The 19,000-nt window shown below is 37.1% G+C and carries 15 protein-coding genes, 1 other RNA gene and 1 other annotated feature; of the genes, 4 read left to right on the top strand and 12 right to left on the bottom strand.

Annotated features, from left to right (window positions below):
- Positions 1 to 4: 4 nt before the first annotated feature.
- Both D0S48_RS00495 and cymR read right to left on the bottom strand, forming a co-directional pair.
- Positions 5 to 1,138, bottom strand: a complete 1,134-nt coding sequence (locus tag D0S48_RS00495; RefSeq protein ID WP_151109364.1) for a cysteine desulfurase family protein — start codon at positions 1,136 to 1,138, stop codon at positions 5 to 7.
- Positions 1,139 to 1,155: 17 nt separating this feature from the next.
- Positions 1,156 to 1,578, bottom strand: a complete 423-nt coding sequence (gene cymR, locus D0S48_RS00490; protein WP_144535777.1) for a cysteine metabolism transcriptional regulator CymR — start codon at positions 1,576 to 1,578, stop codon at positions 1,156 to 1,158.
- Positions 1,579 to 1,997: 419 nt separating this feature from the next.
- Between cymR and D0S48_RS00485 the strand changes: the two genes are divergently transcribed.
- On the top strand, positions 1,998 to 3,284 hold the full coding sequence (locus D0S48_RS00485; RefSeq protein WP_151109362.1) for a replication-associated recombination protein A: 1,287 nt from the start codon (positions 1,998 to 2,000) through the stop codon (positions 3,282 to 3,284).
- 137 nt (positions 3,285 to 3,421) lie between these two features.
- Here the strand turns inward: D0S48_RS00485 and D0S48_RS00480 are convergent, their stop codons facing one another.
- The 3 genes from D0S48_RS00480 to ssrS form a co-directional block, all read right to left on the bottom strand.
- Complete coding sequence (locus D0S48_RS00480) at positions 3,422 to 3,616, bottom strand: hypothetical protein (protein ID WP_144535774.1); 195 nt, start codon at positions 3,614 to 3,616, stop codon at positions 3,422 to 3,424.
- A gap of 68 nt (positions 3,617 to 3,684) precedes the next feature.
- Entirely contained in the window at positions 3,685 to 4,446 is a 762-nt protein-coding gene (locus tag D0S48_RS00475; RefSeq protein ID WP_151109360.1) for a tRNA threonylcarbamoyladenosine dehydratase, read from the bottom strand.
- A 339-nt stretch (positions 4,447 to 4,785) separates the two neighbouring features.
- A non-coding RNA gene (ssrS, locus tag D0S48_RS00470) (6S RNA) lies at positions 4,786 to 4,973 on the bottom strand.
- A 223-nt stretch (positions 4,974 to 5,196) separates the two neighbouring features.
- Here ssrS and D0S48_RS00465 point away from each other — a divergent pair.
- Positions 5,197 to 5,826 carry a LysE family transporter gene (locus tag D0S48_RS00465; protein WP_144535770.1) on the top strand — a complete coding sequence of 210 codons (630 nt, stop codon included), beginning with the start codon at positions 5,197 to 5,199 and terminating at the stop codon, positions 5,824 to 5,826.
- A gap of 159 nt (positions 5,827 to 5,985) precedes the next feature.
- Positions 5,986 to 7,194 (top strand): MFS transporter, encoded by a 1,209-nt coding sequence (locus D0S48_RS00460; protein WP_151113630.1) that lies wholly within the window; start codon positions 5,986 to 5,988, stop codon positions 7,192 to 7,194.
- 286 nt (positions 7,195 to 7,480) lie between these two features.
- On the opposite strand, the gene D0S48_RS00455 is transcribed toward D0S48_RS00460, so the two are convergent.
- The 3 genes from D0S48_RS00455 to hisS form a co-directional block, all read right to left on the bottom strand.
- The gene (locus D0S48_RS00455; protein WP_144535768.1) at positions 7,481 to 7,756 is read right to left on the bottom strand and encodes a YqhV family protein; all 276 of its coding nucleotides are present in this window, start codon (positions 7,754 to 7,756) and stop codon (positions 7,481 to 7,483) included.
- A 144-nt stretch (positions 7,757 to 7,900) separates the two neighbouring features.
- The gene (gene aspS / locus D0S48_RS00450) at positions 7,901 to 9,661 is read right to left on the bottom strand and encodes an aspartate--tRNA ligase (protein ID WP_144535766.1); all 1,761 of its coding nucleotides are present in this window, start codon (positions 9,659 to 9,661) and stop codon (positions 7,901 to 7,903) included.
- A 2-nt stretch (positions 9,662 to 9,663) separates the two neighbouring features.
- Positions 9,664 to 10,941, bottom strand: a complete 1,278-nt coding sequence (hisS, locus tag D0S48_RS00445; protein WP_144535764.1) for a histidine--tRNA ligase — start codon at positions 10,939 to 10,941, stop codon at positions 9,664 to 9,666.
- A gap of 55 nt (positions 10,942 to 10,996) precedes the next feature.
- Positions 10,997 to 11,235: a binding site (T-box leader), on the bottom strand.
- A 113-nt stretch (positions 11,236 to 11,348) separates the two neighbouring features.
- Between hisS and D0S48_RS00440 the strand changes: the two genes are divergently transcribed.
- On the top strand, positions 11,349 to 12,899 hold the full coding sequence (locus D0S48_RS00440) for an N-acetylmuramoyl-L-alanine amidase family protein (RefSeq protein ID WP_151109358.1): 1,551 nt from the start codon (positions 11,349 to 11,351) through the stop codon (positions 12,897 to 12,899).
- Positions 12,900 to 13,211: 312 nt separating this feature from the next.
- Here D0S48_RS00440 and dtd read toward each other — a convergent pair whose 3' ends face one another.
- From dtd to recJ, 4 genes are all read right to left on the bottom strand, one after another.
- Positions 13,212 to 13,649, bottom strand: coding sequence for a D-aminoacyl-tRNA deacylase (dtd, locus tag D0S48_RS00435; RefSeq protein WP_144535760.1), 438 nt, complete (start codon positions 13,647 to 13,649; stop codon positions 13,212 to 13,214).
- A gap of 37 nt (positions 13,650 to 13,686) precedes the next feature.
- Positions 13,687 to 15,879 (bottom strand): RelA/SpoT family protein, encoded by a 2,193-nt coding sequence (locus D0S48_RS00430; RefSeq protein ID WP_144535758.1) that lies wholly within the window; start codon positions 15,877 to 15,879, stop codon positions 13,687 to 13,689.
- Between the two features lie 152 nt (positions 15,880 to 16,031).
- Entirely contained in the window at positions 16,032 to 16,544 is a 513-nt protein-coding gene (locus D0S48_RS00425; protein WP_144535756.1) for an adenine phosphoribosyltransferase, read from the bottom strand.
- Positions 16,535 to 18,892, bottom strand: a complete 2,358-nt coding sequence (recJ, locus tag D0S48_RS00420) for a single-stranded-DNA-specific exonuclease RecJ (RefSeq protein WP_144535754.1) — start codon at positions 18,890 to 18,892, stop codon at positions 16,535 to 16,537. The genes D0S48_RS00425 and recJ overlap by 10 nt, the downstream gene beginning before the upstream one ends.
- Positions 18,893 to 19,000 lie beyond the last annotated feature (108 nt).

Raw genomic sequence — 19,000 nt, 5'->3', positions numbered from 1 at the left:
TCAGTTATCCAAGAATAATTTTACTTATTTTGTTAGCTGCTTCTACAGCTTCTTCTTTAGTATTGGTTAGCCCAAAGCTAAAACGTACTGAGTTTCTTAGTTCTGGAGAGCTCTCTCCGTACATAGCAACTAGCACATGGGATGGATCTATAGAGCCTGCTGTACAAGCTGAGCCGCTTGAGGCATCGATTCCTGCTAAATCTAATTGGACGAGGAATGTCTCTACATCTGTTTTCGGAATACTTAAGTTCACAACATGGGTTAGAACCTCGTTCTGCGTCCCGTTGATTTTAAAATCTACTCCATTTTTCTCCAACTGTTTGACAAAAGCATCCTTTAGCTTACGATAATGCGAATTGTTATCCTCTATATTTTGCTGTTTAAGCTCAACCGCTTTGGCAAATGCAACAATTGCAGGGACATTTTCGGTGCCTGCTCGTTTTTTTCGTTCCTGCTGTCCACCATAGAATAATGGCTTTAAATAAATATCTTTTCGTTGATATAAAAAACCAATTCCTTTAGGTCCATTAATTTTGTGACTTGATACGCTTAGCATATCAATATGGAACTCTTGTACATCTATTTTGACACTGCCGTAGGCCTGTACGGCATCCGTATGGAAGTATGCTTGGTGATCCTTTAGGAGATTTCCAATTTCTTTAATTGGCTGAATCGTTCCTACTTCATTGTTTGCAAACATTACAGAAACTAAAATAGTATCTTCTCGTAATGATTTTTTCAAGTATTCAATACTGATTAAGCCTGAACTGTCTACGGGTAGGTAGGTTATTTCAAAGCCCTCTTTTTCAAGTTGTTCACAGGCATGCAAAACAGCGTGATGTTCTATTTGTGTAGTAATAATATGCTTACCTACATCTTTACGGGCATATGCTGTCCCAAATATCGCATAATTGTCAGCTTCTGTCCCACCACTCGTAATAGTTATCTCTGTTTCATGGCAGCCAATAGAGTGAGCTAGAATTGCTCGAGCATCGTCTAGTTTTTTCCTAGCGCTTCTACCTGTTTGATGAATACTAGATGCATTTCCGTATACTTGGTTTATTTCTTCTACAAATGTGTTGACCACTTGTTCTGCCATTGGCGTTGTAGCAGCATGATCTAAATATATTCTATTCATGATGAACTCTTAACTCCTTATATATAAAACATATACCCTTTTGTATCAGGGTTTTCTTCCGAATATTTTGCTAGGTCTTCAATAGTAGTTGTATCGAGGACATTCTTGACCGCATCACGAATTCTCATCCATAACTCTCTCTGCGGTGGAGCTTCCTCTTCGATTCCTTCAACTATTTGAATGGGACCTTCAAGCACACGAATGACATCGCCTGCAGTAATTTCATTTGGCGCTTTAGAAAGCATATAGCCTCCATAAGCTCCTCTAACACTTTTAACCAATCCAGCATTGCGCAATGGAGATACGATTTGCTCCAAGTATGCTTCCGATAAGGAATGCTCAGAGGCAATTTGACGTAGCGCATGAGGTCCTTCTCCGTATTGCTTACCTAGCGCCACCATAATTGTAAGACCATAACGGCCCTTTGTTGAAAATTTCAACTGTCCCACCTCATTTTTCTTTTATCCATTCATTCTTATATTTCACTATAAAAGTATTTATAGGACTTAGATTGTTTCTATTTAGATTAACTTCATAGGTAAAAAAATTCTTTCCCTAGTATAGCATAACTCATAGGGCTAACGACTTCAAAATGACTTTTTGTCTCATCTTCTATATAATAAAGGAACAAATGTACGTTTTGTATAACCAAAGCACATTCGCTTGTACCTGCACTGATAAGTAAATGATTATCTTTTGACGAACACGTTCGAGTACAATCAATATGTAATAGACATTCGCACTTGAGTGTCTTAAATGTAATCCAGGTGCCAGATCAAAGTCACTCAAATGATTTATTTACAATTAATCCTCTCTTCAAAAACAGAATTTCAAATACGAATAAAAAGGAGAGATCATTTTGCAAAATGAACCTTTAGCTTATCGAATGAGACCTCAAACAATAGATGAAATTGCTGGTCAACAGCATGTAATCGGTAAGGATACTGCACTATATAAAATGATAATGAATGGTCATGTACCATCTATGCTTCTGTATGGAGATCCTGGTGTGGGCAAAACCTCTTTAGCTTTTGCGATTGCTGGGACAACCAAACTACCCTTTATTGCATTAAATGCAACTAAGGCCGGAAAAAAAGATGTCGAGGATGTCGTAGCAGATGCTAGGATTAGCGGAAAAGTAATTTTGTTTTTAGATGAAATTCATCGCTTCAACAAGCTACAGCAGGATACACTTTTGCCCCATGTTGAAAACGGTTCTATAATTCTTATCGGGGCTACAACAGAAAATCCCTTCCACGATGTAAATCCAGCGATTCGCTCTCGCTGTGGAGAAATAAAGCAGTTAAAGCGTCTTACTACTGAGGATGTAGATGTTCTTCTAAAAAGAGCCTTAGAGGATCCTGACAAAGGACTAGGCAAAACTCCTATTAAAATCACCGATGATCAACGGCTAAAGATAGCGGATGCCTCTAATGGAGATGCTCGAAAGGCATTGACTCTATTAGAATCTACCGTTTTTGCCAGCTTTGAAGAAAATGGCGTGACTGTAGTGGAGAATGGCACTCTGGATAGTCTTATCGATCGTGTAGGCGTATTTGGAGACAAAAAAGGTTCACACTTTTATAATCTGTTATCTGCACTACAAAAATCAGTTCGGGGTAGTGATACGGACGCAGCATTATATTATCTTGCCCATCTATTAGAAAACGGAGATTTGGTAGCTGTTAGTAGAAGATTATTAGTAATGAGCTATGAAGATATTGGACTTGCCAATCCTGCAGCAGGTCCACAAGTATTAGCCGCTATACAATCCGCAGAAAGACTCGGACTTCCTGAGGCACGTATTCCCCTTGCCAATGCAGTAGTTTTAATGTGCTTATCAGAGAAATCCAATTCGGCATATGTAGCGCTTGATAAGGCTATTAGTAGTATACATTCAGGTAAAACAGGCGAAATCCCAAGTCATTTAAAGGATAATCATTACTCTGGAGCCAAGGAGCTTGGACATGGTGGCTATGTATACCCTCATGATCATAAAATAGGAACCTTTGGCGGTTGGGTAAATCAAACCTATCTTCCAGATAATTTAGTCGGAACGAGATTCTACGATCCAATAGATGCAGGAGAAGAGAAACGTCTTTCTGCGATTTATAATAAATTAGAGAAATTTAAGAAGGAAAAGTAGAAGAATAGCTTTTGTGCCTGATGGCAATGTGAGAAATAGAGAAATTATACTGCTTTACCATGAAAAAACGCTACCGAAAAAATCGGTAGCGTTTTTTGTTCGCAAACTTAAAAGGTGCGCACCTTCGAATTTAGTAATTACACACCCATTTTTCTGCGTGTATTACTTACTTTCTTGGTTTGCTGGCTTTTCATTTTTTGGTTGGCTGCTGGGCCGTTTCCTTTTGCTTTGCCGCCACCAGCTTGATTTTTCTTTTCTTCAAGCTTTTGTTTCACAGCTTCTTGAAGAGTCATTTTTTTCTTTGGCTCTTCTTGATTTGTTGTTTCTGTCATATAAGTTTCCACCTCGTTTGAAATGTGATTAGTTTTAGTATAAGTGATGTGGAAAAAACTGCAACCAATTACTGCACTCGATTCACTGTAATATTTTTCGTGATATCATTTATTACCCAGCTAGCACAGATTAATCCAACCACAGACGGTACAAAAGCATTAGATGATGGTGGCATTTTTGCTTTACGAATTGCTGCATCTGGTTTTCCTACTGTCTCTACTACATCTTCTCTTACTACGATAGGACTTTCATCCGAAAAGACTACTGGGATACCTTTTGTAATTCGATCTTCCTTACGAAGCTTAGTACGAATCACTTTTGCTATTGGATCGGTATGTGTTTTAGAGATATCTACAATTTTAAATCGAGTTGGATCCGTTTTGTTTGCTGCTCCCATACTAGAAATAATTTTAATGCCTCGTTTTAAACATTCCTTCATTAGATGAATTTTATATACAATAGTATCAGATGCATCAATTACATAATCAATATTCATCGTAAAAAATTGTTCATAAGTTTCTTCGGTATAAAACATATGCATGTCAATTACTTCACATTCTGGATTAATATCTGCTATTCTCTCTTTCATCACTTCGGATTTTGACCGCCCGATAGTAGACATATAGGCTACTAATTGACGATTGATATTCGTAATATCCACGTTATCCTTATCAACTAAAATAATACGCCCCACTCCACTGCGAGCACATGCTTCTGCTGCAAATGAACCGACGCCTCCGACTCCTAAAATTGCAACAGTTGTATTTTTTAAGAAATCTACACCCTCTTTACCGATAGCAAGTTCATTTCTAGAAAATTGATGTAACATACTAAACACTCCATTTATATCAGATTAGTTGGTTTTATCTTTTCACTTCTCAAATATTAACAAAATCATTATGCCTACGCTAGTACATTCTAAATTTATTGCTGTTGTACCCATGCCCCCATATTATAAACTAAATGCAACTTTTAAGTCGATGATTGTAATGTGAGGTCTAACGATAGGTAAACGTATTACAAAAAGATATATTCATTTCTTGTTCTTTTTTGCTCAAATAGAGATTACTATTATTGAATACAATTGAAGAATTGGGTCACGTGCCGACCTCAAAGCGCAGAAAAAAACCTCCTACAAAGATGCAGGAGGCTGACTGTTTAAAGATAGACGAATCCCAATCGTGCCGACTAATAGAGCTTATCGTTTTGAACCCGCACAGAGCAGGTGGGTGTCCTCTTTACTGTCTTTGAAGTCCCTAGACTAGAGGGCATGTCATCAACAATAAAAGTTAGACTCCCGACGATATAATTGTTCGGTCAAAACTGATTGGCATTTTGCGAACACATCAGGATTCGTATTACTTATATATTATCACAGATATTAATGAATTTCAAATGAAACACCACACTATAATTTAACTATTCTGAATAATGATTTATAGTAAAATTTTCATACTCATAATTATTTCCTTTAATTTATGATTAAAGTCACCACTTAAAAATTCTATTGAAAACTAGTCCTAGATGACCCTACATGTGAATATTATTCATAGACAAGACATTTAACGGAGGTCTATTTGTGAATTCACTAATGACGTATTTTATTCTTGGTGTCTCTTTAGCGGCACCCATTGGCCCTGTAAAGGCTACCCTACTTAATACCGGTATAAAGAACGGATTTTTTCATGCATGGTTTTTTGGTTTGGGTGCCATTGCAACAGATATACTTTATATGCTTATGGTGTATTTTGGAGTGGGACAATTTATCGACAGTCCAATGATGAAAACTTTTTTATGGTCTTTTGGCTTTTTTGTTCTAATGTATACCGGCATTGAGAATTTACTTACGGTCAATAATATATCTATGGATGCAAAATATCGAAAAGTAGTACGTTTAAGACATTCTTTTTTATCGGGGCTACTCATGGCATTATTGAATCCTTTGACTATTTTATTTTGGCTTGGGATTTATGGCTCCATACTAGTCGGTGGCGCTAGTGGCTCGTTATCTGGACTAGAAGTTATTTTATATAGTATTACTATCTTATTAGGTATTACACTTGTAGATTTAACAATGGCTACTATCTCAAGTGGTTCAAGAAAATTATTATCAACTTCTCTTCTAAAAACGGTGTCCATTATTTCATCATTATCAATGATTGGGTTTGGAATTTACTTTGGCATTCAGGCCTACTATTCCTTATTTTAAGTTAATGATTTTTCCTTATACATAATAATTAACTGTTAGAGGACATTTGTTTTGATGAATGCATAAAACAATTCCTCAAGGAGAACATACCCTTAATTGATAATTAAAATTGAGGTGTGTAGGTTGGGTAAGAAAGATGAAAATAATACAGTAAGCAAGATGTGTATTATAAGCATATCTTCCATTCCTTTAGTTATGACGTTAGGGAACTCTATGCTGATTCCAGTTTTGCCAATCTTAGAAAAAAAGGTGGATATCAGTTCTTTTCAATCGAGTATGATTATAACTAGTTACTCCATTGCTGCTATTATTCTCATTCCAGTGGCTGGTTATTTATCGGATCGATTAGGAAGAAAGAAAATTATTTTGCCCTGCTTACTTCTTGCTTTAATAGGTGGACTAATTGCTGGTTTTGCCTCTTGGAAAATGGAGAATCCTTACACAACTATTATTATTGGTAGAATTCTACAAGGGATGGGTGCGGCAGGAGCAATGCCGATTGTATTACCACTAGTCGGAGACCTTTTTAAAGATGATTCAGAAAAAACTAGCTCCACCTTAGGTATTATTGAAACATCTAATACGCTTGGGAAAGTGTTAAGTCCTATTATAGGCTCGGCGATTGCAGCAATACTATGGTTTTTTCCATTCTTTTCAATCTCTATTTTTAGTGCCATTGCTTTCGTTTTAATATTTTTCTTTGTCAAAGTTCCTAAAGGGGACAATGAAGAGCCAGACAAAATAAAAGAATTTTTAAGTAAAGTAAAGGAAACCTTTAAAGCAGAGGGTAAGTGGCTGACTTCGGTATTTTTAAATGGTATCTTTGCGATGTTCGTATTATTCGGAGTATTGTTTTACTTATCAGAAATACTAGAAAAAATTCATGATATTAAAGGTGTTAAGAAAGGTTTTGTGTTAGCAATCCCCCTTTTGTTTTTATGTATATCTTCTTTTCTTACTGGCCGAAAAATTGAAGGAAAGCTCAAAACGATTAAACGAATGATGATCATATCTCTTATTATTAGTTCGGCTAGTGTCGTGTTTATTGGTTTTGTCAAGGAACAACTCATTCTGTTGTTAATAGTTACAAGTATACTTGGTATAGCTATTGGAGCCATACTCCCTGTCTTAGACACAATTATCACAGAAAATATAAAAAAAGAAGAGCGAGGCACCATTTCTTCTTTTTATAGTTCAGCTCGTTTTATAGGGGTTGCAGCAGGACCACCTATACTTTCACTTGTCATGAAAAACTATTTAAATCCATTTTATATCGGCTGTGGTGTTCTTGGCATACTACTTATGTTTCTTGTCTTTAAGCTAGTTAAAATAGAGGAGATCGAGAAGACAGAGAATGAAATTGCCTAGAAGATTATACGTCAATACTATAAAAACGACAAAGACCGATAATTTGCATTCGCATTATCGGTCTTTTTATTATTTTTTTACGGAGTCACTTATTTAATTTAATTAATATAACCATTCATGACAATTATTAGCTAATACCTGTAACTCCCCTAAAGTTATATTAGCTTGGTATCCATCGCAAACTTTAACATAGCAAAAAAAATAACACCTACTCCCTCTATCTTTAAGTAGAGGCAATCCAGGTGCTCATTTTTTTGTCAAAACTATAAACTAAATTCTTCAAACTCTATTTAGAATTCACGCTGAACAGTATCAATAAAATACCCGCAAATAAGCATATTATTCGAGTCATAGATATTTTATCCGCTAGGCCCATTAAACCTATACCAGTTGTGACGATTAAAATACATGGTCCGACTAGAGCTAGCATGGAATTAATATAGAATGCTTTTTCCAAGTTATTAAATTTCAGCATAAACATTGCTGCAGTGATTTCTACACTTCCTGAAAGAAGTCTTAATAAAATAATAAAGAGTAATGCTTTTTCTATAACTTCGATCATCCTTCCAATTATCAATCATTTATATAGAGTATATGTTAGCTCCTTCTAAATTATTTTATAACCTCTCCTAGATTCAATTTATTCAAAAACCACCTTTTATTGTATGACCTAACATACATAAAAGGTGGTTAATTATTATTGTTCTTACTTATTTAATTTTAAGTGCAATTCATCTAGCTGTGCTTCTGCTACTGGGCTTGGTGCTTGAGTCAGTAAGCAGCTTGCGCTAGCTGTTTTAGGGAAGGCAATCGTATCACGAAGATTTGTTCTTCCAGATAGCAGCATGACCAAACGGTCCAACCCGAAGGCTACTCCACCATGTGGAGGTGTTCCGTATTCGAATGCTTCCATTAAGAACCCAAACTGAGCTTTTGCCTCTTCGTCAGAAAATCCTAGAATCTCAAACATTTTTTCTTGTACTTCTCTTGAATATATACGCAGGGATCCTCCACCAAGTTCATAGCCATTTAGTACAAGGTCATATGCTTGTGCTTTTACTTGACTTGGATCTGTTTCCATTAAAGGTAGGTCCTCATCAGCCGGACGTGTGAATGGGTGGTGTGCAGCATAATAACGTCCTTCTTTTTCGTCATATTCGAATAATGGCCAGTTTACTACCCATAGGAAAGCATAACGACTTTCATCGATAAGATTCAAATCCTTACCTAATTTCAAACGTAACGCTCCAAGGGCATCAGCTACTACAGACTTTTTGTCTGCTACGAATAACAATAAATCTCCCGCATTAGCATCTAAAGTTTTAATAAGTGTGCTAGCCGCTTCTCCTTCAAAGAATTTAGCAATAGGACCTTTTATGCCCTCCTCGTCAACTTTTAACCAAGCAAGACCTTTAGCACCATAGCGAGAAGCATATTCTCCTAACGCATCAATATCTTTTCGAGAATAGTTATCGGCTGCTCCCTTGACGTTGATAGCTTTAACTTGGCCACCTGCTTCAACTGCTGAAGTAAATACTTTAAAGGCACTATCTTTTACTTGATCTGAAAGATCTGTTAACTCTAAACCAAATCGAACATCTGGTTTATCTGATCCAAATCTAGCCATTGCTTCGTCATAGTCCATTCGAGCGAATGGTATACTAACCTCTACACCTTTAACATCTTTCATTATCTTTTGCATCATGCGCTCATTCATTTCTAAAATTTCATCCATTGATAGGAAGCTCATTTCCATATCAATTTGAGTGAATTCTGGCTGACGGTCAGCACGTAAATCTTCATCACGGAAGCAACGAGCAATTTGATAATATTTTTCAAATCCACCCACCATAAGCAATTGTTTGAATAGCTGAGGGGATTGAGGCAGCGCATAAAATTCTCCATCATGCACTCGACTTGGCACTAAATAATCTCGCGCTCCCTCTGGCGTAGATTTTGTTAAAATTGGTGTTTCTACTTCTAAGAAGCCTTCATCATCTAAAAATCTTCTAACAGTTTTCGTAATATCTGAACGCATTTTAAATGTGTCATACATAACAGGTCTTCTTAAATCTAAGTAACGGTATTTTAAACGAATATCTTCCCCTGCATCTGTTTGATTTTCGATAGAAAAAGGAGGATTTTTTGCTTCGTTAATAATTGAAATCTCTAATGCTTGAACCTCGATAGCACCAGAAGGAATATTAGGATTAATTTGATTTTCTGCTCGCGCTACAACATTCCCTTTTACCTCAATGATAAATTCGTTTCTTAAAGTATTTGCTACCTGGATTGCTGATTCTGAAATCTCTGGGTTAAATACTACTTGCACAATGCCAGAACGATCTCTCATATCAACAAATATTAATCCACCTAAGTCTCTTCTTTTCTGAACCCATCCGATTAATTGAACGGATTCTCCTATATGTTGTTCGTTTAGTTGTCCACTTGTATGCGTTCTACTCATTGTTATTTTGCCTCCGTTAACTTTTTTACTTCATCTATTAAGGATGTAAAAGGTACAAGCTGTTGAGTTCCTGTAGATAGATCCTTTAACATGACACTTTGTTTTTCTAGTTCATCCTCACCAATTACAATAACTGCCTTCGCTTTTAAGCGGTCAGCTGATTTCATTTGAGCCTTTACTTTGCGTTCCAAATAGTCCATATCAGCAGAGATTTTATGCTTACGAAGCTCAAATGTAAGCTCTGTTACCTTTTTCTTTGCTTCCTCACCCATTGCTACTAAGTAAACGTCCAATGATGTAGTATCTGGAAACTCAATTTTTTCTGCTTCCATTGCAAGTAATAGTCGTTCAATACTCATTGCGTAGCCAATTCCTGGAGAATCTGGACCACCAAGCTCTGCTACTAGTCCGTTATATCTTCCCCCACCAGCAAGTGTAGTAATGGCACCAAATCCTTCTGCAGTGCTCATAATTTCAAATGCAGTGTGATTGTAATAGTCTAGCCCACGTACTAAATTAGGATCTACCTCGAAATCAATATTCAACATTGTTAAATATTCTTTTACTTTTGCGAAATAAGCTGCAGATTCTTCATTTAAATAATCTGTTAATGAAGGAGCCGTTTCCATCAATGGATTGTTTCGGTCTATCTTACAGTCTAAAATTCGAAGTGGATTTTTTTGTAATCGATTTTGGCAATCTGAGCAAAACTCTTCAATATGTGGCTCAAAGTGATTAACTAAAGCCTCGCGGTGAGCGATACGACTTTCAGTATCACCTAATGAGTTAATCACTAGTTTTAAGCTTTTTAAGCCTGCTCTTTTATAGATGGACATTGCTAGTGAGATTACTTCTGCATCAATCGCTGGATCTGAGCTACCTATTGCCTCCATACCAAACTGAACAAACTGACGATATCTACCTGCTTGCTGACGCTCATATCTGAACATTGGCCCCATATAATATAACTTTACTGGTTGGTCCGGATAGCCAAACATCTTGTGTTCAACGAACGACCGAACTACAGATGCTGTACCTTCTGGTCTTAATGTTAGGGAACGATTTCCTCTATCTTGGAATGTATACATCTCTTTTTGAACAATATCCGTTGTATCTCCTACACCTCTTGTAAAAAGCTCTGTATGTTCAAAAACAGGTGTCCTGATTTCTTTGTAGTGGTACATACGACATTGCTCTCTTATTAATTCCTCTACTACCTGCCATTTTGCTGTATCTGATGGCAAAATGTCCTGTGTTCCTCTTGGTAATTTAATATCCATTTCCATAGACTCCTCTCAAATCCATATAAAAAAAAGCTCTCATCCCTTGCATATAGCAAGGGACGAGAGCTTTTATAAGCTTCCGCGGTTCCACCCTAGTTGGTTAATACATCTATTAACCCTCTCAACGCTGGATAACGGCCAGATCCGTTTTTGCCTACTAAAGAAAACTCTTTCGACAAAAATCCTCTCGAATGTTGTTCACTGTAGGCGTATGTAGGAAAGATTTCAGCCACGTCTTTCCCTCTCTTGTCATCCCGTTCAAACAGTTACTTTTTCGGTCATCGGTTTGTTATATTTTTTAATTATACTTTATCATAATGACGTAAATGAAATAAGTCAACCTTTTTAAAGAAAAGGTAGTAATTTTTTATTTGACTATTTACAATATAGTTAGAGGTGATCCAATGAATAACAAATTAGTCCACAAATTGGCAATATTTCTGCTTTTAGTTGTACTAATAATCCCTAATGTAAAGATGGAGGTCCAAGCTCAAGAACAGCAAGCTGTGGTCAATGTGGATTCTTTAAAAGTCAGATCTGGTCCAGGCCTCACTTACGATGCAATTGGATCGGTACAAAAGAACGAAAAGTTGACAATAATCTCTAAAGAAAACGATTGGTTAAAAGTAAAATACAAAAATACATCTGGATGGGTTGCAAGTTGGTATACAACTGAGGAAACATCAGATTTAGCTAACAAGCAAATTGTTTCCAAGGTAAACCGATTAAATGTCCGCACAGCACCTTCAGTATCCTCAGCTGTCATTGGACAACTAAACGAAGGAGACAAATATTTAACATCTCGTTCGGAGAAAGAATGGATTGAAATTGACTTCAACGGGCAAAAAGGATGGGTAAATAATACATACGTTACAATAGTTGATCAAACACCAGTGGAAACTTCTACACCATCCAGCACAACTGAGAAAAGAACCTTTGTTATTTCAGTTGATGTATTAAATGTCCGAGCCAATCCAGATTTGTCTTCTAAAAAGATTGGACAAGTGAACAAAGGCGATGAATTTAAGGTGCTTGCAACAGATCATCAATGGATTCAAGTAGAGCTTAAAAATGGAAAAAAAGGATGGCTCTATAGTTTTTACGGGAATTTCTCTAATGCTGTAAAATCTAATTCCTCTATTCCAGCATCGGATACGATAACTGTTCTATATAGTGGAACTAATATCCGTTCGGATAAAAGCACTAATAGCGAGGTTTTAAAAAGAGCTTCTGCCGGCGAATCATTTGCTGTTTTAGAAACTATTGATGATTGGTATAAGGTGGATTTAGGAAACGGTAAAATCGGCTACCTTGCAAGCTGGGTAGTTTCAAATACAGGGGACTCCACTTCACAAAGTACGGTTAAAGAAGGGGAAAAGAAGGAAAATTCTAAGCGAAAAAAAGGAACTCTAGATGGAGTTACTATCGTTATCGATCCTGGGCACGGAGGCAACGACCGTGGGACAACAGGTGCTCTTGGAACAGATGAAAAAGATATTACCCTTAAAACTGCAGAGTTACTTTCTTCCAAGCTTCAAGCAGCAGGCGCTAATGTTAGGATGACCCGACAATCAGATGAATATGTAGATTTACGAAAAAGAGTTTCAATAGGTTATCAAGTTGGAGCCGACGCATTTATAAGCCTACACTATGACGCTATCGATAATAGCTCTGTTCGAGGTTTTACAACCTATTACATGAATAGCTATCAGAAAGAGCTAGCAAAGCATGTCCATGATGGTCTTGGAGATATGATTTCTCTGAAGGATAGAGGGACTCAACCAGGCAATTATCTAGTATTGAGAGAAAATAAACAGCCTGCTATTTTAATAGAGTTAGGGTATTTGAGCAATCCAACAGAGGAACAGAATGTCACTACCCAGAGATTTAGAGAACAGGCAACACACGGAATATACAACGGGATTATTGACTATTTTGATAGTCAATTGAAATAAAAATTGTTAAGAAACAGCAAAATAACTATAAATGCTATTTTAGAGAGGGAAGTAGTGACTCATGTCATGACTTCCCTCCTTTTTCATATATGGCTTTTGAAGCGTACAGCTGATTTCCGCTTAAAGCGGACGCTTTCCGCAGGGGGAACGCCATCACCGCCGCTTGCGCATCGTGTGTGATGTCTTATCTATCTCCCTCCTCCTGTTGGACAAGCAAAAACCTTACTAATCCTATAAACGAGGATTGTAGTAAGATAATGCGATACCAAAATAAAAACAGTGCCACTTAAAAATAGTAGCACTGCTTTTAAATTATGCTTCTAGCATGATTGTCACAGGACCATCATTTGTAAATGCCACGTCCATCATTGCACCGAATGTGCCGGTTTCTACTACAAAACCTTTTGAACGTAGCTTTTCATTAAATAGCTCCCAAAGGGGCTTTGCAATTTCTGGCCGAGCGGCTTCTATAAAGCTTGGTCTACGGCCACGCTTAGTATCAGCATATAGGGTAAATTGTGAGACAGAAAGAATAGAACCATTTACTTCCTTAATCGAAAGATTCATTTTGCCTTCTTCATCTTCAAAGAGACGAATGCCTTCAATTTTGTTCGCTAAATATTCTATTTCTTTTTCAGTATCTGTAGTCGTGATTCCTACTAACAACAAATAACCGTTGTCTATCTTACCAGTCACTTCACCGTCAACAGTAACACTTGCATCTTTACATCGCTGCAACAAAACCTTCATATACCATAACTCCTTTAATAATACGCTGTTGTTAGCTTTAATTAATAATACGCTGAACAGAGTACACATCTGGCAGCTGCTTAATACGATCTACCACTTTATGAAGATGAGCAATATTAGAAATAAGAATAGACAGATGAATGGAGGCAATATCATTATCCGATTTGCCACTTACTGCAACAATATTCGTTTTAGATTCGTTTACTACTTGAAGAACTTCATTAAGAAGACCTGTCCGATCAAATGCAGACACTTCTATATGAACTTGGTAATCCTTCTTGGTAGGTGAATCAGTTTGCTCCCATTCAACCTCTATAATGCGTGAATGAGCATTGTCATTTTGGACATTCGGACAATCTGCTCGGTGAACAGATACACCTCTCCCTTTGGTTATAAATCCAACAATAGCGTCCCCAGGAACGGGGCTGCAGCAACGAGAAAGTCGTATTAGAAGGTTGTCTATCCCCTTGACGACTACTCCTGATTCTGTCGTTTTCTTGGTAGGTGGAGTGTTCATTTCTGTATTAATTTTTTCTAACGCTTCCTCTTGGTCGCGTATTTTTCTCATTTTTTCTGCTAATCGGTTAACGACTTGCTGGGCGGTAATTCCATTAAAGCCCACAGCGGCATATAAGTCCTCTTCCCCAGCAAATGCATATTTTTCACAAACTCGTTTGATATTTTCGAGAGTCAAGACCTCTTTTATTTCAAATTCCTGTGCCTTGATTTCTTTTTCAATTGACTCTTTACCTTTGATAATGTTTTCTTCTCTAAGCTGTTTTTTAAAGAATTGCTTAATCTTGTTTTTTGCTTGAGAGGATTGAGCAATTTTAATCCAGTCTCTGCTCGGACCAAAGGACTGCTTAGAGGTCAGAACCTCTATAATATCTCCTGTTTTTAGCTTTGTATCTAAAGGAACCATTTTTCCGTTTACCTTAGCACCAATTGTTTTATTGCCAACTTCCGAATGTACTCGGTAAGCAAAATCAATAGGAACAGAACTAGCAGGTAATTCGATGACGTCCCCCTTAGGGGTAAAAACGTAGACCATATCTGAGAACAAATCAAATTTCAGAGATTCCATAAACTCTTCTGCGTTGGATGACTCTTGTTGAAACTCAAGTATCTCCCTAAACCATGTAAGTTTTGAATCTATTGTTTGCTTACCAGTCTCCACCTTTTTGCCCTCTTTGTAGGCCCAGTGTGCAGCAACCCCATACTCAGCAATATTATGCATTTCCTCTGTACGGATCTGAACCTCTAATGGCTCTCCATTAGGGCCAATTACTGTAGTGTGTAAGGATTGGTATAGGTTCTGCTTTGGCATCGCAATATAATCTTTAAACCTACCTGGCATTGGCTTCCAAAGCGTATGAATCACACCTAAAACCGCATAGCAGTCTTTAATGCTATTGACGATGATTCGCATTGCTAGTAAATCATAGATTTCATTGAATTGTTTGTTTTGGACTACCATTTTTCGATAGATGCTGTATATATGCTTTGGTCTTCCGGATATATCTGCATCTACCTCCATCTCGTCCAACTGTTTACAAATATCATTCATTACATCTTTTAAGTATGATTCACGCTCCGTGCGTTTTTTCTTCATGAAATTGACAATTCTATAATACTGCTGCGGATTCAAGTATCGTAAAGCTGTATCCTCTAATTCCCATTTCACTGCGGATATCCCTAAACGATGAGCAAGTGGTGCAAAAATCTCTAGCGTCTCATTTGAAATTCTACGTTGTTTTTCTTCGGGTAAATGCTTTAAAGTACGCATATTATGTAAACGGTCAGCAAGTTTAATCAGGATGATCCGAATATCTTGCGCCATTGCTATGAACATCTTGCGATGATTTTCTGCCTGTTGTTCTTCTTTAGACATATATTTAATTTTACCTAGCTTGGTCACTCCTTCAACCAAAAGAGCAACTTCTTCGTTAAACTCTCGAACAATATCATCTCTTGTATACTCGGTATCCTCTACTACATCATGCAAAAAGCCAGCAGCAACAGTCTCCGGATCCATTTGAAGATCAGCAAGAATACCTGCTACTTGTATGGGATGAAGAATATACGGTTCGCCAGAATTACGAAATTGTTCTCGATGGGCATGTTCTGCTAACTCGTATGCTTTTTTAACGAAGTCAACATGTTCCTTATTCATATAAGTAGAAAGTGTTTCAAAAACATCTTCTGCTGTCTTCACCTGATCTTTTGCCATGCTAACTCACCTGTTTTCGTTAATTTTCAAAAATAGTATATAGGCTATATTTTATAAAAAAAAAGAGGGACTTGTAAAGTCCACCCTTAAACTGTATAGTCGATTACTTTCTTATTATACACAAATTATGTCTATATAGAAAATGAATAATATTAGTATTGCATTAACGTACGAATATTGTAGTCTTTTAATTTGTCGCGTCCTTCTAAATAAGACAACTCTATTAAGAATGCACAACCAACCACTACACCGCCAAGTTCTTCTACTAACTTAATGGTTGCTTCAATCGTTCCACCTGTTGCAAGTAAATCATCTACAATAAGTACACGCTGACCAGGTTTAATTGCATCCTTATGCATAGTTAAAACATCTTTCCCATATTCTAATCCGTATTCAGCACGAATTACTTCCCGAGGGAGCTTGCCTTCCTTACGAACTGGTGCAAAACCTATGCCTAAAGCATAAGCAACAGGGCATCCAATGATGAATCCACGTGCTTCTGGTCCAACAATAATATCTGCATCCACTTCTTTTGCATATTCAACAATTTGGTCAGTCGCATATTTGTATGCTTCTCCATTGTCCATAATTGTTGTAATATCCTTGAATCGAATACCTGGTTTAGGCCAGTCTTCTACAATTGTTACATATTTCTTTAAATCCATTTTTGCTCCTCCTCAGGAACGGTTTGTGCTGCTCTTCGCTCTTCAAACCATTGTTTCAGCTCTTTATATGGTGCATACAAAAGCTTTTGCTCTAAACTTATCTGCTTTGTACGCTGTTGATAGGCTGGCGCTTCAGATAAATCTCTTTTAGGGAGATTTTCATTCAATACCAATGTGCCACCCTCTATTCTAACAAAATTTAACTCAAAAAACACCTTTGACATAAAATTTATTGTGTTTGGACTCCATCCAGTATGTTTGGATAGTTCGTGAATATGCTGTTTTAAAGCAAAATTTTTCCTTTTAGCAATGAAAGAAAAATACCATTTGAATTGTTCTCGGGTTGGTAATCCTTCAAAATAAGTAGACTCGTTTGCAAAAAAGTGAGCATAAATTCGTTGCCAATCATGGTGTTCTAACAAGTTTATTAAATCTTGCTCCTCTAATGGTAGATCTAGTAAACAAATACAATCGGAAACAATGCCTTCTTCTATTACGTTATTGTGAAACCATATTTTGCCAGAAATAATAGATTCAAAATGAGCTAAAGATTCTTTGTTAAAGCAGACAAAGGTAGTATTTCCCTCTGGTATAGTAGGCAGCCATCTATTCACCTGGCGAATGCCTCTTATATCAAACAACTGCCACTGATTCGTTTTTGCATCTTGAATCATAAGCTGTGGTTTTTTTCGCCCATTCCACTCGTTGATTTGCAAGTCTCCAATAAAGGATAATTTGGTTGCCGGTGCAATCTCATCAGCAAGATCACCTTTTCCAAATCCGATAGCGTCTAACAAAACAGCACCCTGCATTAGCTCCATCTTCACATGGTTTTGGGCAGAGCCAATTTTCCTTACTGAGTTCACTTCTATATTTTCTAAACAATATACAGGTTTAGCAAAACCCATACCAAAAGGAGAAAGCATTTGAATGGATTGAATGGATTCCGTGGATATTTCATGCATTTCCAGTGGCACATCAATTGATACAACAGGTATTAACTGTTCCTCAGTCAGGCACGCCGTCGCTTGTTCATTAAGTCTGTTTCTAAATTCTTCTACATGTTCGAGAGGGAAGGTCATACCTGCTGCCATCGGATGACCACCAAAATGAGTTACTATATCGCTATTCTTAGCTAGCTCATTGTACATATGAAATCCTTCGATGCTACGTGCAGAACCTTTAGCAATTTGTTTTTCTACGTCAAACCCAAGAACTATTGAAGGACGATAATATTTTTCCACTAATTTTGATGCAACAATTCCTAATACGCCAGGATTCCATCCCTCTTTACCAACTACAATAACACTTGGACCTTTTAAGTCTAAGTTTTGTTGTTCGATTAATTCAATCGCTTCATCCGTGATTTGCTTTACAATAGCTTGTCGTTCTTTATTTTTATCGTTCAACATATTAGCTAGAGCAAGTGCTTTATTTGGTTCTTCTGTTAAAAACAACTCAACTCCCGGGGAAGCTTCTCCAAGACGCCCTACAGCATTGATACGCGGTCCAAAAGCGAAACCGATAGTTTCCTCATTTATAGCGCTTGTTTCAACTCCACTTACATTTGCCAAAGCCTCAATTGCAACAGAATCATTTTTCTTCATCTGCTTAATACCCTGTTGGACAAAATAACGATTCTCACCCTTTAACGATACGAGATCGGCAATTGTCCCAATGGCTACTAGGTAAAATAATTCTTTCGGTATTTCACCTAGTAAAGCATGAGCAACTTTAAATGCCACCCCTACACCAGCCAAATGCGAGAAAGGATATTTTGTATCTTGTAAACCAGGGTGAATAATTACATCTGCCTTGGGAAGCACCTCACCAGGTTCATGGTGATCCGTTACTATTACATCCATTCCTAAGTTTTTAGCAAACTGAATTTGCTGTATGCCGGATATTCCATTGTCTACTGTAATAATAAGTTTGACCCCTTCATCAAAGGCCTGTTGGAATAAGCGCTCGCTTGGTCCATAACCATCTATAAATCTGTTAGGAATTTTAAAGATAACATCTGCACCCATAGCTTCCAATGTTTTCATCATGACAGTTGTGCTTGTTATTCCATCTGCATCATAGTCACCGTAAATCATAATTCTTTCTCCAGCATCTATCGCTTGATGGACTCTTTCTACCAGTTTTTCCATTCCTTCAAAGAGAAAAGGATCATGAACGTTATCTTCAGTAATATATATAAAGCTTTTAGCTTCCTCTACGCTATTAAACCCTCTAGATACTAGTACTTTAGCACAGACTCTTGGAATCGTGAGTTCTTGTTCAAAGGTTGTAACCAAATCATCATTAGGTCTAGAGATTCTCCATCTTTTTTGAGATTGTATCATTTTATTTCACTTCCTTAAGTTTTATTATAACGTAAAAACCTTGAGGGATTAATATTTTTACTTTAACAAAAGTGTCTGAGTAACTAACATTTCAAAGTCAGTCCTTCT

This window comes from Psychrobacillus sp. AK 1817, from assembly GCF_008807035.1.
GTDB classification, from domain to species: domain Bacteria; phylum Bacillota; class Bacilli; order Bacillales_A; family Planococcaceae; genus Psychrobacillus; species Psychrobacillus faecigallinarum.
The sequence above is the reverse complement of the archived record's forward strand: the minus strand, read 5'-3'. Positions and strand labels throughout refer to the sequence as shown.

Excerpts from the sequence above, each read along its gene's own strand:
- D0S48_RS00495 (WP_151109364.1), bottom strand. The coding sequence starts at position 1,138 with ATGAATAGAATATATTTAGATCATGCTGCTACAACGCCAATGGCAGAA.
- D0S48_RS00480 (WP_144535774.1), bottom strand. The coding sequence starts at position 3,616 with ATGACAGAAACAACAAATCAAGAAGAGCCAAAGAAAAAAATGACTCTT.
- D0S48_RS00475 (WP_151109360.1), bottom strand. The coding sequence starts at position 4,446 with ATGTTACATCAATTTTCTAGAAATGAACTTGCTATCGGTAAAGAGGGT.
- D0S48_RS00460 (WP_151113630.1), top strand. The coding sequence starts at position 5,986 with ATGTGTATTATAAGCATATCTTCCATTCCTTTAGTTATGACGTTAGGG.
- D0S48_RS00455 (WP_144535768.1), bottom strand. The coding sequence starts at position 7,756 with ATGATCGAAGTTATAGAAAAAGCATTACTCTTTATTATTTTATTAAGA.
- aspS (WP_144535766.1), bottom strand. The coding sequence starts at position 9,661 with ATGAGTAGAACGCATACAAGTGGACAACTAAACGAACAACATATAGGA.
- hisS (WP_144535764.1), bottom strand. The coding sequence starts at position 10,941 with ATGGATATTAAATTACCAAGAGGAACACAGGACATTTTGCCATCAGAT.
- D0S48_RS00440 (WP_151109358.1), top strand. The coding sequence starts at position 11,349 with ATGAATAACAAATTAGTCCACAAATTGGCAATATTTCTGCTTTTAGTT.
- dtd (WP_144535760.1), bottom strand. The coding sequence starts at position 13,649 with ATGAAGGTTTTGTTGCAGCGATGTAAAGATGCAAGTGTTACTGTTGAC.
- D0S48_RS00430 (WP_144535758.1), bottom strand. The coding sequence starts at position 15,879 with ATGGCAAAAGATCAGGTGAAGACAGCAGAAGATGTTTTTGAAACACTT.
- D0S48_RS00425 (WP_144535756.1), bottom strand. The coding sequence starts at position 16,544 with ATGGATTTAAAGAAATATGTAACAATTGTAGAAGACTGGCCTAAACCA.
- recJ (WP_144535754.1), bottom strand. The coding sequence starts at position 18,892 with ATGATACAATCTCAAAAAAGATGGAGAATCTCTAGACCTAATGATGAT.